We start from the raw sequence: 13,458 nt of genomic DNA, 5'->3' as shown, positions 1-13,458 counted from the left end.
TCAAGGAGCGGCGGGGCTGGAATATAATTTCCAACTTTTATGGCTTAATTTCAAGATTTGCGGGAAATGTGCGAAGTTAAGCGCGCTCTTTCCAACAGTGCCATGGATATCCGCTGCCAGCATGGGCGATGCCTGCCCTCGGCCCTCCGCTTGATATTCTCCGCCGTTCCGCCTATGTTCGGCCCATGGCAATCCGTCCCATTCTTGAAGCGCCCGATCCGCGCCTGCGCACCATCTCGACCCCTGTCGAGGCTATCGATGATGATCTGCAAACGCTGATCGATGATATGTTCGACACCATGTATGACGCACCGGGCATCGGTCTGGCCGCGATACAGGTGGGCGTGCCCAAGCGGGTGCTGGTGATCGACCTTCAGGAACCCGAATCGGATGCGGAGGATGCGCCTTCGGTCAAGAAGCCGATGGTGTTCATCAATCCGGAAATCCTCAAGGGATCGGAAGACCTGTCGGTCTATCAGGAAGGCTGCCTGTCTGTCCCCGATCAATATGCCGAAGTGGAGCGCCCGGCGGTAATCCGCGCAAGCTGGATGGACCGGGAAGGCCGCATCCATGAAGAGCAGCTTGAAGGTCTGCTCGCCACCTGTCTGCAACATGAACTGGATCATCTGGAAGGCATTCTCTTCATCGACCATCTGTCGCGCCTGAAGCGGGACATGCTGATGAAGAAGCTGACCAAGGCCCGCCGCGCGGCCTGATCCTTTCGCGGGCTAAACGGAAAAAGCGCCCCGGATGATGATCCGGGGCGCTTTTTCGTGGTGCAGGGCGAGCCGTGGAAACTGGGGCTGTCGCAACCTTTTCTGCCCGTAATTCTATGGTGCGATGATTTTACTTTTATCCACTCCGTCATTGCGAGCGCAGCGAAGCAATCCAATGGCGCGCTGTGGATTGCTTCGCTGCGCTCGCAATGACGACACAAACTGATAGCTGTCTGTTCTAAGCAAAAATATCCGCCAGATCGCGGGTCTGCGGGCCGTCTTTCCAGTTGCGCAGCGATGTGTAGAGGCTGGCCTGCGCCGTGCTCCAGAAGGCGATCATCAGCACGTTGCTGACGGCGGACAGGGCCAGATAGGTGGGAGAGAAGGCCAGGGTGCCATTGGCCAGCTGTGGCATCATTCCGCCCGCCACCATGATGACGCCCAGCACGGATGTCAGCAACGACAGCAGCACCAGCAGCAGCAGTTGCAGCCCGAAAATCTTCCACCGCGCGCCCTTGGTCAGGAAGCGACTGCGGGAAAAGGCGCCGAAGATGCCGCATTTTTCCGCCACCAGCGCGGGCACCGCGACCGACCACATCATGTAAAGGATGATGCCGGGTATCAGGAACAGCATGAAGCCCGCCATGATCCCCAGAACCAGCAGGATGGTCAGGCCGATCAGCGGCACCGCCACCGACAGGCCGGTGCCGATGCATTCGCCGATACTGGCCCGCTTCCCCTCACTATGGGCCAGCGTCGCGCGGACCAGAGCGCCCTGCACCAGCATGGACAGCAGCAGAAAGATGACGAAGGAGGCGATCGACACGGCGATCACCCCGAAAGTGCTCTGCCGGTCGGCCATGGTCAGCGTCGAGCCGATGAAATAGGTATAGAGTGCCTGCGGCAGCGCGCCGAACAGAAAGGCGATGCCGAATGTGGCAACCGGATTGCTGCCCAGCGTGCCGAAGGTGCGGCTCAATACCGTGCCGATGGAAAAGGATCGCTCCTCGCCTGGAAAGGCCTGTGTTGCCATGCTGATACCCCCTGTGATGAACCCGGCGGTGATGCTGTCCCATCTTACGGACTTTGTCATCCTTTGAATGGCTTGCGCCATCGCCCCCAGTCGTTAGGATCGTCGCCAACGGGGGTGTGGGCATGGCCGGAGCAGCAATGTCGGACGATCAACTGGCCGCTGCGCATCGTGCGTTGCGGGCGGGTGGCGACGTGCAGTTCGACATGGTCGCCGCGCCCGGTCGTCCGCCGCCGCCTGCCTGGCTGAAGGCATTGGGCGAATGGCTGGAGAAGGTGCTGGCGCCGGTCGGCCGGTTCCTGAACTGGATCGGCAGCTTCATGCCCGATGCGCCCTATGCCCGCATCTTCCTGTGGACCATGATCGGCGCGCTGGCGTTGCTGATCCTGTGGATCGTGGTGGACCGGGTGCGTCATGGCGTCTGGCGCCTGCCGCAATGGCGCCGTCGCCGCTCGGCGCAGGGCGTGGCTGCGGCGGAAGAGGAGGACTGGACGCCCGCCGCCGCGCCGGCCCGTGCCTGGCTGGAGGAAGCGGACGCACTGGCGGCGAAGGGTCGCTATGGCGAGGCGGTGCATCATCTTCTGCTGCGCAGTGTCGAGGATCTGGCGCGTCGCCGGCCACAGATCGTGCGCCCGGCGCTGACCAGTCGCGATCTGGCCGGGGCGCAGGGCATTCCGTCGGCGCCGCGCCGGCTCTTTTCCGAAATCGCCGCCGTGGTGGAGCGTAGCCTGTTTGGTGGCCGGTCGATCGATGCCGAAGAATGGGGGCGCTGCCGCCATGCCTATGCCGATTTCGCGGAGACGCGGAACTGGCCAAGGAACAGGGAAGCGTGAGCGATATCGCGATCAGCCCGAAGGCGGCCGATGGCCCGCTGTTCCGGGGGCGGACGGTGGCGCTGATGCTGGCAATCGGCATTGCCGGTTTTGCGGGCATGCTGGTGCTGGGCGCCTATGCGCCGGATTTGCGGTCGGGCCGCAATGGCGGCGCCCATGCGCTGTCCAACGCGGTCACGGGCTATGCCGGGCTGGTGCAACTGGCGCAGGCGACGGGGCGCAATCCGCGCATCGTCCGCAGCACCCATGGTTTCGACACCGAAGACCTGCTGATCGTCACGCCGGAGGAAGGGCGCACCAATATCAGCGAGGCGCTGATCCAGCGCGCGACCCGGCCGACGCTGTTCGTCCTGCCCAAATGGCAGATGGCGGCGGATGAGGATCATCCCGGCTGGGCGCGCTATCAGGGGCTGATCCCACTCTATGAGCCGATCGGCGTGCTGGCGCCGGGGGTGAATTTCACCATGCGCCAATATCGCAGCGGCGGCGGCGTGCTAGCGACGCATGGCGTGCCGGGCCGCTTCTGGGCGCCGCGCCCGATCCAGGTGATCACCGGCATCGATCAGAAGAACAAGCGGCAGCAGGATCGCTGGCGCAAGCTCACCCCGCTGATCGATGATGGCAAAGGCGGGATCGTGCTGGCGCAGATCGGGGAAGGGCCGCTTTATGTGCTGGCCGATCCGGACCTGCTCAATAATCGCGGGATGAAGGAATTGTCGCAGGCCCGTTCCGCGCTGGCGCTGCTCGACTGGATGAACAGCACCGATGCGGATGGCATCGCCTTCGACGTGTCGAGCAATGGTTTCGGCCATTCGCGCAGTCCGCTCAAATTGCTGTTCGAGCCGCCCTTCCTGGCGATGACGCTGGCGATCGTCGTTGCGCTGCTGCTGACGGGCATCCATGCCTTTGGCCGCTTCGGCCCGTCGCGGGCGCGGGCACGGGCGGTCGCCTTCGGCAAGGCGGCGCTGGTCGACAATAGCGCTTTATTGATCCGCAAGGCGGGGCGGGAGGCGCGGCTGGGCGGCCGCTATGCCGCCGCGATCCGCGAGCGGGCGGCCCGTTTCTTCGGCGCCCCGGCCCGGTTGCGGGACGGCGCGCTCGACCAGTATCTCGACAGTTTGAAGGGCAAGCAGCGTTTCACCGACCTGATGCAGGCGGCGGATGCGGCTTCTGACCGGCACAGCCTGCTCGATGCGGCGCAGGCGCTCCATGATTGGCAAGGGGACAAGAGCAGATGAATGTGGAAGAAGTTCAGGCCCTTGGCCAGGCCATCAAGCAACAGGTGGCGCGCGCCGTCGTGGGGCAGGAGGGCACGGTCGACCTGATGCTGGTCGCGCTCTTTTCCGGCGGGCATATTTTGCTGGAAGGACCGCCGGGCACCGCCAAGACGCTGGTCGCGCACAGCTTCGCGCGGGCGCTGGGGCTGGATTTCGGCCGTATCCAGTTCACGCCGGACCTGATGCCCGGTGACATTATCGGCGCCAATCTGTTCAATTTCCAGACCAGCCAGTTCACCCTGACACGCGGGCCGATCTTCACCGAAATGCTGCTGGCCGACGAAATCAATCGCACCCCGCCCAAAACGCAGGCGGCTCTACTGGAGGCGATGCAGGAACGCACCGTCACCATTGATGGCGAAAGTCTGGCGCTGAGCGATCGGTTCATGGTCGTCGCGACGCAGAACCCGATCGAGCAGCAGGGCGTCTATCCCTTGCCCGAAGCGCAACTCGATCGCTTCCTGTTCAAGCAGAGCGTCGATTATCCCAGCGCGGCGGAAGAGCGCAAGATCGTCGCCACCTATGGCGCGCGCACCCATGCGATGACGCCGCAGGAGTGGGGCGTCACCCCGGTCGCCGACGCCGCCGCTATTGCCGATGCGATCGCGACCGTGAATGACGTGCGTCTGGTGGACGAGGTGGTCGACTATATTCTGGCCCTTATTCGCGGCACGCGCGACGTCGCCGATCTGGAAAGCGGTGCATCGCCCCGCGCCGGCGCGATGCTGGCGGGCGCGGCGCGGGCGCGCGCGGCACTCGACGGTCGCGATTTCGTGATCCCCGACGATGTGAAGGCGCTGGCGCCAGCGCTGCTGCGGCATCGCCTGATCCTGTCCCCCGCCGCTGAAATCGACGGCCGCCGGATCGAAGATGTCGTGACCGGCATCATCGACACGATCGAGGCGCCGCGCTGAACCGATGATCTATCCCACCCGCACCGCAATCTGGACGGCGGCGGCCGGCGCGCCAGCGACATTGCTGGTCGCGCTGCTGCTGCCCGGCCGCTGGTATGCGGCGCTGGCCTGGCCGGTCGCCGTGCTGCTGGCCAGCCTGGCCGATGCGTTGCGGGGATCAAGGCCGTCGCAGGCGAAATTGTCGCTCGACCTGCCGAAGACCGCCAGCGTCGGCGCGGATATAGAGGGGCGGGCGAGCATCACTCTGTCCGGCACAGCCCCGTCCCGCGCGGAGATCATGCTGGATGCCGGGCCGCTGCTGGAGCAGGCGGACGACGGCCACTGGATCGACCTGACCAACGGCAAGGGCGCGGGCATCGTGCCGCTGCGCGCCGCCCGACGCGGGACGGCGCGTGTCGCGCGCGTCTGGCTGCGGTGGAAGGGGCCGTTGGGGCTGGTATGGAAGCAGCGGATCGTGCCGCTGGACGTCAGCATGGCGATCCTGCCCGATATCCGCCCGGTCCATGAACGCGGCGCGCAAATCTTCCAGCGTCACGCGCTTCAGGGCCTGATGGCGCAGGCCGATCGCGGCGATGGCGCCGATTTCGATGCGCTGGTGGAATTTCGATCCGGCATGGACCGGCGCGCGATCGACTGGAAGCAGTCGGCCCGCCACAGCAAGCTGCACGCCAAGGAATTTCGCACCGAGCGCAACAACCAGATCGTCTTCGCGATCGATGCCGGTCGCCAGATGAGCGAGCCGGTGGCGGGGCTGAGCCGGCTAGACCGGGTTGTGTCCGCGATGCTGCTGACCGCCTGGGTCGCGCTGAAGCTGGGTGATCGGGTCGCGCTCCACGCCTTCGATTCCCGTCCGCGCATCGCCGGTGGCCTTGTGTCGGGCGCGGCGGCCTTTGGCGAATTGCAGCGGCTGGCCGCGCAGATCGACTATAGTGGCGAGGAAGCCAACTATACCCACGCCCTGACCACGCTTGCCACGCGGCTGACGCGGCGGTCGATGATCGTGCTGTTCACCGAATTTACCGATCTGACCTCCGCCGAATTTCTGGTGCGCGCCGCCGCCCGGATGGTGGAGACGCATCTGTTGATGGTCGTGGTGCTGCGCGACGAGGAACTGGAAGCGATCCTCGATCGTCGCCCGGAAAGCGCCGACGACGTGACCCGCGCCGTGACGGCCGCTGCCCTGTTGCGCGACCGGATGATGGTGCTGACCCGGCTGCGCCATCTGGGCGCGCATGTGATCGAGGCGGAGCATGATCGCGTCGCCGACCGGCTGGTGCAGGGCTATGTCGACCTCAAGCGGAGGAACCTGTTGTGAGCGCCTTCGTCGACACCGTCGCCGCGCCGCTGGTCAATGCCAGCCGCTTTCGCGCCGCCCATGAGGCAGAGTGGGAAAGGCTGGATCAACTCATTACCCGGATGGAAAAGCGGTCGGTCCGCGCGCTGCCCGATGACGATATTCTGGCCCTGCCGCTGCTCTATCGTTCGGCTTTGTCGTCTTTGTCGGTGGCGCGCGAAACCTCGCTCGACCGGTCGCTGGTCGTCTATCTAGAGCAGCTTTGCACCCGCGCCTATTTCCAGCTTTACGGCGTGCCCGACACCGCGCTGCGCCAGATCGGGCGCTTTGTGGTGCGGGACTGGCCGCTGGCGGTGCAGGCGCTCTGGCGGGAAACATTGGTATCCTTCCTGCTGACACTGGCGGGGGTGCTGGCCGGCTGGTGGCTCGTGTCCACCGATCCAAGCTGGTATTACAGCATCATCCCCGATGCGATGGCGGGCGGCCGCGATCCGGCGGCCAGCGTCGAAACGCTGCGCGCGACCATCTATGGCAATCAGAATGGCGATAATGGCCTTGCCACTTTCGCCGCCTATCTCTTCACCCATAATAGCCAGGTCGCGATCTTCGCCTTTGCTCTGGGCTTCGCCTTCACCGTGCCGACCGTGCTGCTGCTGGTCTATAACGGCCTGTCGCTGGGCGCGATGCTGTGCCTGTTCGCGAAAAAAGGGCTGGGCCTCAATTTCCTGGGCTGGCTGACCATCCATGGATCGACCGAGATGTTCGCCATCATATTGGCGGGCGCGGCCGGTATGAAGATCGGCACCGCCGTCGCCTTTCCCGGCCGCGACGAACGCACCGAAGCGGCGGTGCGGGCCGGACGGGGCGCGTCGGTCGCCATGGTCGGGGTCGTGCTGATGCTGATGGTCGCCGGCCTGCTGGAAGGGATTGGGCGGCAGACGGTACAGGCAGATGCGATGCGCTATGGCATTGGCCTTGCCGCGCTGGCCGGCTGGCTGGCCTATTATTATCTGCCCCGGCGGCGGGAGGGCGATCATGCGCTGGCGGCGTAATCGCGGGCCAAGGTCGGTCGCGTCGCTGCGCCGTACCTTCGTCACGCCCGAAGGGGTGGACCTGCGGCTGGAACTGGGTAGCGCGGGCACGCGCGCTTCGGCCTATATTCTCGACATGGTCATCCTGCTGATCAGCATGATCCTGACCACCACGGCGATCGGCCTGCTGGGCGTGGCCGGGGCGGGCGGCGAGGCGTTCATGATCCTGTGGCTGATCGGCGCCTTCGTGCTGCGCAACGGCTGGTTCATCCTGTTCGAAATGGGCGGGCGAGGCGCGACGCCAGGCAAACGGTTGCTGGGCCTGCGCGTGGTGGCGCGCGATGGCGGCCGACTGACCGGCGGCGCGGTGATCGCCCGCAACGCGATGCGCGAGATCGAGATTTTCCTGCCGCTCTCCTTTCTGGGCGTGCAGGCGGCGGAAGGCGCGGCCGACGGCTTCCTGACCATCTTCGCGCTGCTGTGGACCGGCATCTTCCTCTTCTTTCCGCTCTTCAACCGGGATCGGTTGCGGGTAGGGGATTTGCTGGCGGGCACATGGGTCGTCAACACGATCCGCGCGAAGCTGGGCACCGATCTGGTCGCCGCCCGTGCCGAACAGCCACGCCGTGTCTTCAGCGATGCCGCGCTCGACCTGTACGGCATCTATGAATTGCAGACGCTGGAAAATGTCCTGCGCAATGGTCAGGAGGAGGCGATCGTCACCGTCGCCGCCACGATCCGGCGCAAGGCGGGCCTATCCGACGATGGCGACGACTACGCCTTTCTGTCGGATTATTATGCCGCTTTGTGCGCCCGGCTGGAACGCGGCATGATGGTCGGGCGCCGTCGCGAGGACAAGCATGTGGTCATGGGGCGCCGCTGAGGGAAGGCGCGGTACGCTTTGGTCGACCAAGTCAGGCTGATGCTATCAACCTGGAGTATCGGGATAACCTCTCAGTCCGTTCGCCCTGAGCTTGTCGAAGGGCCACTCTTCCTTTCAAGGTGGCAAAAGAAGAGGGGCTTCGACAGGTTCAGCCCGAACGGAGTTTAGGTGATCTCACTTTAACACATTCCGTTGCGAGGTGGGAACTCCGAGGCATGTTGCTCAAAGCCTCTGTCCGATAAGCCCACCTCACTCTCTCCAGCCAACAAAAAAGCCGCCCCTTGCAGGGCGGCTTCTTCGTTTGATCCTGTCAGAAGGCTCAGGCTTCTTCAGCCGTCTCTTCTTCCGCTTCCACGGCGATTTCGCCGGGTTCCGCGTTGGGATCATAATCTTCGGTGAAGCCGCTCTCGTCCTTTTCGAACATGTCGGCCATCACGTCTACGCCCTGCGACTGAAGCTCGGCTTCTTCCGGCGAACGGGCGACGTTGACGGTGATCGTCACGGCGACTTCGGGGTGCAGAGCAACCTTGACGTCGAACACGCCCAGGGTCTTGATCGGGCGTTCCAGCACGACCATCGCCTTGGTGACGATGGTCACGCCATCGGCGTGCAGCGCGTCGACGACGTCACGAACGGCAACCGAGCCGTACAGGTGACCAGCGTTCGACGACTGGCGGATCAGGACGATCTGCTTGCCGTTGACGCCTTCGGCAGCCGCCTGAGCGTCCGTACGACGGGCCGCGTTATCGGCTTCGATCTTCGCACGGTTGGCTTCGAAAACGCGCTTGTTGGCGTTGTTCGAACGGAGCGCCTTCTTGTTGGGCAGCAGGAAGTTACGGGCATAGCCGTCCTTCACGGTGACGATGTCGCCGATTGCGCCCAGCTTCTCGATGCGTTCGAGGAGAATGATTTCCATGGGTCTTTCCCCTTACTTCACGATGTAGGGCAGCAGGCCCAGGTGACGGGCGCGCTTGATGGCCGAAGCCAGTTCACGCTGCTTCTTGGCCGAAACGGCCGTGATGCGGCTGGGAACGATCTTGCCGCGTTCGGACACGAAGCCCTGAAGCAGACGAACGTCCTTATAATCGATCTTCGGCGCATCCTTGGCGGCGAAGGGGCAGCTCTTGCGGCGGCGGAAAAACGGGCGTGCCATTTGTCAGATCTCCTTATTCAGCAGCCGGGGCGGCTTCTTCGCGGTCGCGGCGCGGGCCACGATCTTCGCGATCACCACGGGGGCCACGATCGCCGCGGGGACCACGGTCACCACGCTCGGAGCGTTCCTGCTTGCGCATCATCACCGACGGGCCGGTTTCCAGCTCATCGACCTTGACGGTCATGTAGCGGATGATGTCTTCGTTGATCTGCGTCTGGCGCTCCAGTTCCGCAACGACGCCGGCGGGGGCATCGATGTTCAGCATCACATAGTGCGCCTTGCGGTTCTTGGCGATCTTGTACGCGAGCGAACGCAGGCCCCAGGTCTCGACCTTGGTTACCTTGCCTTCATTTTCCTCGACGATCTTGGTGGCGGTTTCCGCCAGAGCGTCCACCTGCGCCTGTGCCAGATCCTGGCGCGCAAGGAACACATGCTCGTAAAGAGCCATGGGTAAGCCTCATCATGTTGGCCGATCGCTGACGCCCACCCCATGTGGAACGCCCCTCCGGCTGTCGTCTCAAGCATTCGAAATCGTCCGACGTCCGAATCCGGGGCCGAGCGAAGGCGCGCCTATGACGGAAAAGCGGGGGAAAGGCAAGGCCGCATTGACGCACGGCATGGTCGCAAAGCTGCTGACCCGCGCATGCTTGTAGCAGGCCTGTTTTTCCTTTTAAATCCATCGGCAGAAAAGAGATCAGGAGAGTTTATGGCCGTCGCGATCGCCGCGCTGTCGCTGATATTGCTGATGATCGCGGCCTATCGCGGGATGAGCGTCATCCTGATGGCGCCTTTGCTTGCGATGCTGGCCGTGTTCCTGACCGATCCTGCCGCCGTGCCCGCGGCTTTTTCCGGCCTGTTCATGGAGAAGGTAGCGAGTTTCCTGAAGCTCTATTTTCCGGTATTCCTGCTGGGCGCGCTGTTCGGCAAGCTGGTGGAGATATCCGGCTTTTCCCGCGCAATCGTGACGGCAGTGATCGGCATGGTCGGCGCGGGGCGAGCCATCCCCGCGATCATGATCGTCACGGCTCTGCTCACCTATGGCGGGGTATCGGTGTTCGTCGCGGTGTTCGCCGTCTATCCCTTCGCGGCGGAGATGTTCCGCCGCGCCGACATTCCCAAGCGACTGGTGCCCGCCACGATCGGCCTGGGTGCCATCACCTTCACCATGGACGCCCTGCCCGGCACGCCGCAGATCCAGAATATCATTCCGACCAGCTTCTTTGGCACCACCACCTGGGCGGCGCCGGTGCTGGGGACGATCGGGTCGGCCTGTATCGCGGCGATAGGGCTGACCTATCTGGCCTGGCGGCGGCGACGCCTGATGGCGGCGGGCGAAGGCTATGGCGCGCCCGAAACGCTGGTGAACGAGCCGGAGCAGCATGGGGAGGAGGCGCGCATTCACCCGCTGATCGCGCTGCTCCCGTTGCTGGTGGTGGGCGTGGGCAATCTGCTGCTGACACTGGCGATCCCGCGCTGGGTGCCGGCGGAGGCGGTCACTTTGTCGCTGCCGGGCATGGCCGAACCGGTCAGCGTGAAGGTGGCACAAATGTCTGCGCTCTGGGCGGTGGAGGGCGCGCTCTTGCTGGGGATCGGCACGATCCTGCTCTTCGCCTTTCGCACCGTGGCGAGGCGTTTTGCCGAAGGATCGAAAGCGGCGGTCGGCGGCGCGCTGCTGGCGGGGATGAACACGGCGGTCGAATATGGGTTTGGCGCGGTCATCGCCGCGCTGCCCGGCTTCCTGATCGTCAAGGAGGCACTGCGCGCCATTCCCAACCCGCTGGTCAATGAAGCGATCACCGTCACCTCGCTCGCCGGCATCACCGGATCGGCATCGGGCGGGCTGTCGATCGCGCTGGCGGCGATGGCGGAACAGTTCATGGCGGCGGGCGATGCGGCCGGCATCCCGCGTGAAGTGCTGCACCGGGTCGCCTCCATGGCGTCGGGCGGCATGGACAGCCTGCCGCATAATGGCGCGGTCATCACCCTGCTGGCGGTGACCGGCCTGACCCATCGGCAGGCCTATAAGGATATATTCGCGCTGACCCTGATCAAGACGCTGACCGTCTTCATCGTGATCGCGCTCTATTATCTCACCGGCTTGGTCTGACAGGCGGACTTGGTGCCTGTCCAGCGGATCGCATTTTCCAGCATCCGCACATAAGGGGGCGTGCCATAGGTTTCGGGCCTGTGGCCGATCGCCGAATAGAACATCCGCCCCCGGCCGACGCAGCGGGACCAGGCAATCGGATGATCGCCCATCCGCAGTTGCATGCCGTCCATGCCCACCGGCGAGTAGGTCGATTCATCCAGGGTCGCGACGATATCGGCGCCGGTAGTCCGCGGATTGGCGGTGAAGGAATACCATTCGTCGTTCATCACCCATTCGCCCGGCAGACCGTCGGCCAGTGGCGATTTTGCGTCGCTCAGCGCGATGCGGGCGTCCTGAAATTGCGGGCTCATCGGATGACCGGCAAAGCGGGCGCCGATCAGGCTATCGAAATACCAGTTCCAGAAGCTTGCCGGGTCGCCGGCCGATCCGTGCACGCCAATGAAGCCACCGCCGCCCTCCAGATAGGCGCGAAACGCCTTGCGCTGGGACAATGTCAACACGTCGCCGCTGACATTGTTCCAGATGACGGCATCGAACCGGCGCAGGATGGACGGACTCATCGCGCCGCCCTTGTCCGTGACGACCAGCGCCCAGCCATTGCGCTTGGCCATCGTCTGAAAAGCTGCTCGTGCGGCATCGACCGATGGACCGTCGCGAAATCCGGTCATCTTTTCGAACAGCAACAGGCGCGGCCTGCCGGCGGGCAAGATAAAGTTGGGGCGATCATTGTCATACCGCGCGCAGCGCGCGATTCTGTCGGCTGGCGCTACCGGTATTTTGCGCAATGCGGCGTCCAGCGCCGACAGATCGGTTGCGCCGGAGCCCTTCATCGCCGCCAGCTTTTCCATTGTCAGGATCGCGGCGAAAGTCGGCGCCGTGGTCGAAAAGAAGCGCGGTGGGAGCATTTTGAGCAAGTCGCCCGCCTGCGCCTCGACCAACGTCTTCGCATCGGCATTCAGCAGGATATCGACGATTGGCGACTGGATGGAAAAGGGGGCGTCCCGCATGGGACAATCGATCACCGGCGCGGCCCATGCCGCAGGCGCGCCGACCAGCAGCGCAATGGCGACCAACGCCCGAATTCCCCGCATCACCCACTCCCATTTTATCCTCTTTCCGGCAGTCTTAGAACAACGCGATGGGATGGAGAAGAGATGAACGCAAAGACGCCCCGGAGGGAGAGAACTCCGGGGCGTCCTGCCGGTATGGTGGGCGGTCTTAGCGGATCGCGCTGCCGACGACCGCGCCGATGATGCCGCTGGTGATCGCGATCAGCACCGCGTCATTGCCCGAGCGGACCCACTGATAACCGCGCGGCGGGGCGGACAGACGATAATCGCGATAATTGTTCACCACGCGATAGTTGCTGGCCCGGTTCCGGTCGAAACGCTGGCCCTTGGCCCAGCGATGGTTCGTATCCTTGCGCACGACGGTCTGCTTCTTGACGACGGTCCGGCCATTGGCCTTGTGGTGGACGGTGGTGCGGCTGACTTCCTGACGCTGCTGCCCGCCATGATAGGGTGCGGCCTGCGCCTGTGCGGTGATGATGGGGCTGGCGACCAGGGTTGTGGTGGCCAGGGCCATGATGATCTTCTTGAACATGTCTTGCTCCTTACCTTGTATCCGGGCGCCATTCCGTGGCGTCGAAGACAGAGATAGGCGGCACTTGTCGCAAGCCTGTGCCGGGAAGCGGGCAAGTTTGTCGGAAATTGTATCAAAACGCGATTTAAGCTGAACAGAGGTTCAGAAAAGGCGGAATAACAAAGGTTTATGATTCGCTTGGAGGCGCAGAGGCGCGGAGAAGAACTGGCAGCGAGGCCATGAAAGCACGCAGCCTGCCATTCAGCGTGGTCTGAAGACCGCAAGCGGCAAAACCCCTCCGCGTCCCCGCGCGAACAGAAAAAGCCCCGCAGCGGACTGCGAGGCTTTGGGTGTGGCGGGGGTGGGCTGATCAGTTGGGCAGCGGCGTCGCCGTCACCACCATGCGCTGGAGCAGGATTGGTTTGCCCTTGCCCTCCACGATCGGCGCCTGCTGCCCGAGCGGCGGGGCGGCCAGTGCGGTCAGGCCAAGGCTGAGGACCAGCGCGCTGCTGGCGATGCTGAGGGCGATGGTCTTCATGAAGCTGCTCCTTCCACGCGCCGGGCTGGCGGTATGAAAGGGCTTTAGTGGAGGGATGTCGCAGGATTGTGCTGGGCGATGGCCGCAATTGTCGGAAA

At 64.1% G+C, this 13,458-nt stretch carries 15 protein-coding genes; 8 read left to right on the top strand and 7 right to left on the bottom strand.

Annotated elements, in window-relative coordinates:
- Window positions 1-185 precede the first annotated feature (185 nt).
- Window positions 186-716, top strand: coding sequence for a peptide deformylase (def, locus tag BMY84_RS23450; RefSeq protein ID WP_093087130.1), 531 nt, complete (start codon window positions 186-188; stop codon window positions 714-716).
- 238 nt (window positions 717-954) lie between these two features.
- On the opposite strand, the gene BMY84_RS23445 is transcribed toward def, so the two are convergent.
- Window positions 955-1,749: a hypothetical protein gene (locus tag BMY84_RS23445; protein WP_093087044.1), complete on the bottom strand. Its 795-nt coding sequence runs from the start codon at window positions 1,747-1,749 to the stop codon at window positions 955-957.
- A 122-nt stretch (window positions 1,750-1,871) separates the two neighbouring features.
- Here BMY84_RS23445 and BMY84_RS23440 point away from each other — a divergent pair, with 122 nt between their 5' ends.
- The 6 genes from BMY84_RS23440 to BMY84_RS23415 are packed head-to-tail and all read left to right on the top strand — an operon-like array spanning window position 1,872 to window position 7,978.
- Complete coding sequence (locus tag BMY84_RS23440; RefSeq protein WP_093087042.1) at window positions 1,872-2,579, top strand: DUF4129 domain-containing protein; 708 nt, start codon at window positions 1,872-1,874, stop codon at window positions 2,577-2,579.
- On the top strand, window positions 2,576-3,817 hold the full coding sequence (locus BMY84_RS23435) for a hypothetical protein (protein WP_093087041.1): 1,242 nt from the start codon (window positions 2,576-2,578) through the stop codon (window positions 3,815-3,817). The genes BMY84_RS23440 and BMY84_RS23435 overlap by 4 nt, the downstream gene beginning before the upstream one ends.
- On the top strand, window positions 3,814-4,770 hold the full coding sequence (locus BMY84_RS23430; protein ID WP_093087039.1) for an AAA family ATPase: 957 nt from the start codon (window positions 3,814-3,816) through the stop codon (window positions 4,768-4,770). Before BMY84_RS23435 ends, BMY84_RS23430 begins: the two co-directional genes overlap by 4 nt.
- Window positions 4,771-4,774: 4 nt before the next feature.
- Window positions 4,775-6,085, top strand: a complete 1,311-nt coding sequence (locus tag BMY84_RS23425) for a DUF58 domain-containing protein (RefSeq protein ID WP_093087038.1) — start codon at window positions 4,775-4,777, stop codon at window positions 6,083-6,085.
- The gene (locus BMY84_RS23420; protein ID WP_093087036.1) at window positions 6,082-7,116 is read left to right on the top strand and encodes a stage II sporulation protein M; all 1,035 of its coding nucleotides are present in this window, start codon (window positions 6,082-6,084) and stop codon (window positions 7,114-7,116) included. The genes BMY84_RS23425 and BMY84_RS23420 overlap by 4 nt, the downstream gene beginning before the upstream one ends.
- Window positions 7,100-7,978 (top strand): RDD family protein, encoded by an 879-nt coding sequence (locus BMY84_RS23415; protein WP_093087035.1) that lies wholly within the window; start codon window positions 7,100-7,102, stop codon window positions 7,976-7,978. Before BMY84_RS23420 ends, BMY84_RS23415 begins: the two co-directional genes overlap by 17 nt.
- A 319-nt stretch (window positions 7,979-8,297) precedes the next feature.
- On the opposite strand, the gene rplI is transcribed toward BMY84_RS23415, so the two are convergent.
- From rplI to rpsF, 3 genes are read right to left on the bottom strand one after another with little or no spacing between them, the layout of a single operon-like run.
- Window positions 8,298-8,894: a 50S ribosomal protein L9 gene (rplI, locus tag BMY84_RS23410; RefSeq protein WP_093087033.1), complete on the bottom strand. Its 597-nt coding sequence runs from the start codon at window positions 8,892-8,894 to the stop codon at window positions 8,298-8,300.
- Between the two features lie 12 nt (window positions 8,895-8,906).
- Window positions 8,907-9,131 carry a 30S ribosomal protein S18 gene (rpsR, locus tag BMY84_RS23405; protein ID WP_009821298.1) on the bottom strand — a complete coding sequence of 75 codons (225 nt, stop codon included), beginning with the start codon at window positions 9,129-9,131 and terminating at the stop codon, window positions 8,907-8,909.
- 13 nt (window positions 9,132-9,144) lie between these two features.
- On the bottom strand, window positions 9,145-9,579 hold the full coding sequence (gene rpsF, locus BMY84_RS23400; protein WP_093087032.1) for a 30S ribosomal protein S6: 435 nt from the start codon (window positions 9,577-9,579) through the stop codon (window positions 9,145-9,147).
- 258 nt (window positions 9,580-9,837) lie between these two features.
- Between rpsF and BMY84_RS23395 the strand changes: the two genes are divergently transcribed.
- The gene (locus tag BMY84_RS23395; RefSeq protein WP_093087030.1) at window positions 9,838-11,238 is read left to right on the top strand and encodes a GntP family permease; all 1,401 of its coding nucleotides are present in this window, start codon (window positions 9,838-9,840) and stop codon (window positions 11,236-11,238) included.
- On the opposite strand, the gene BMY84_RS23390 is transcribed toward BMY84_RS23395, so the two are convergent.
- The 3 genes from BMY84_RS23390 to BMY84_RS29950 form a co-directional block, all read right to left on the bottom strand.
- Complete coding sequence (locus BMY84_RS23390) at window positions 11,217-12,332, bottom strand: ThuA domain-containing protein (protein WP_093087028.1); 1,116 nt, start codon at window positions 12,330-12,332, stop codon at window positions 11,217-11,219. The genes BMY84_RS23395 and BMY84_RS23390 overlap by 22 nt on opposite strands.
- A 127-nt stretch (window positions 12,333-12,459) precedes the next feature.
- Entirely contained in the window at window positions 12,460-12,843 is a 384-nt protein-coding gene (locus tag BMY84_RS23385; protein ID WP_093087027.1) for an RcnB family protein, read from the bottom strand.
- A gap of 349 nt (window positions 12,844-13,192) precedes the next feature.
- A complete protein-coding gene (locus BMY84_RS29950) occupies window positions 13,193-13,360 on the bottom strand; it encodes a hypothetical protein (RefSeq protein WP_177204147.1) in 168 nt (55 codons plus the stop codon).
- Window positions 13,361-13,458 lie beyond the last annotated feature (98 nt).

It is taken from the genome of Sphingobium sp. AP50, from assembly GCF_900109095.1.
In the GTDB taxonomy this organism is placed as follows: Bacteria; Pseudomonadota; Alphaproteobacteria; order Sphingomonadales; family Sphingomonadaceae; genus Sphingobium.
The sequence above is the reverse complement of the archived record's forward strand: the minus strand, read 5'-3'. Positions and strand labels throughout refer to the sequence as shown.

What these genes read in the sequence shown, in the direction of transcription:
- BMY84_RS23445 (WP_093087044.1), bottom strand. Translation starts at nt 1,749, where the DNA reads ATGGCAACACAGGCCTTTCCAGGCGAGGAGCGATCCTTTTCCATCGGC.
- BMY84_RS23385 (WP_093087027.1), bottom strand. Translation starts at nt 12,843, where the DNA reads ATGTTCAAGAAGATCATCATGGCCCTGGCCACCACAACCCTGGTCGCC.
- rplI (WP_093087033.1), bottom strand. Translation starts at nt 8,894, where the DNA reads ATGGAAATCATTCTCCTCGAACGCATCGAGAAGCTGGGCGCAATCGGC.
- BMY84_RS23430 (WP_093087039.1), top strand. Translation starts at nt 3,814, where the DNA reads ATGAATGTGGAAGAAGTTCAGGCCCTTGGCCAGGCCATCAAGCAACAG.
- BMY84_RS23440 (WP_093087042.1), top strand. Translation starts at nt 1,872, where the DNA reads ATGGCCGGAGCAGCAATGTCGGACGATCAACTGGCCGCTGCGCATCGT.
- BMY84_RS23415 (WP_093087035.1), top strand. Translation starts at nt 7,100, where the DNA reads ATGCGCTGGCGGCGTAATCGCGGGCCAAGGTCGGTCGCGTCGCTGCGC.
- BMY84_RS23425 (WP_093087038.1), top strand. Translation starts at nt 4,775, where the DNA reads ATGATCTATCCCACCCGCACCGCAATCTGGACGGCGGCGGCCGGCGCG.
- BMY84_RS23395 (WP_093087030.1), top strand. Translation starts at nt 9,838, where the DNA reads ATGGCCGTCGCGATCGCCGCGCTGTCGCTGATATTGCTGATGATCGCG.
- BMY84_RS29950 (WP_177204147.1), bottom strand. Translation starts at nt 13,360, where the DNA reads ATGAAGACCATCGCCCTCAGCATCGCCAGCAGCGCGCTGGTCCTCAGC.
- rpsF (WP_093087032.1), bottom strand. Translation starts at nt 9,579, where the DNA reads ATGGCTCTTTACGAGCATGTGTTCCTTGCGCGCCAGGATCTGGCACAG.
- BMY84_RS23390 (WP_093087028.1), bottom strand. Translation starts at nt 12,332, where the DNA reads ATGCGGGGAATTCGGGCGTTGGTCGCCATTGCGCTGCTGGTCGGCGCG.
- def (WP_093087130.1), top strand. Translation starts at nt 186, where the DNA reads ATGGCAATCCGTCCCATTCTTGAAGCGCCCGATCCGCGCCTGCGCACC.
- rpsR (WP_009821298.1), bottom strand. Translation starts at nt 9,131, where the DNA reads ATGGCACGCCCGTTTTTCCGCCGCCGCAAGAGCTGCCCCTTCGCCGCC.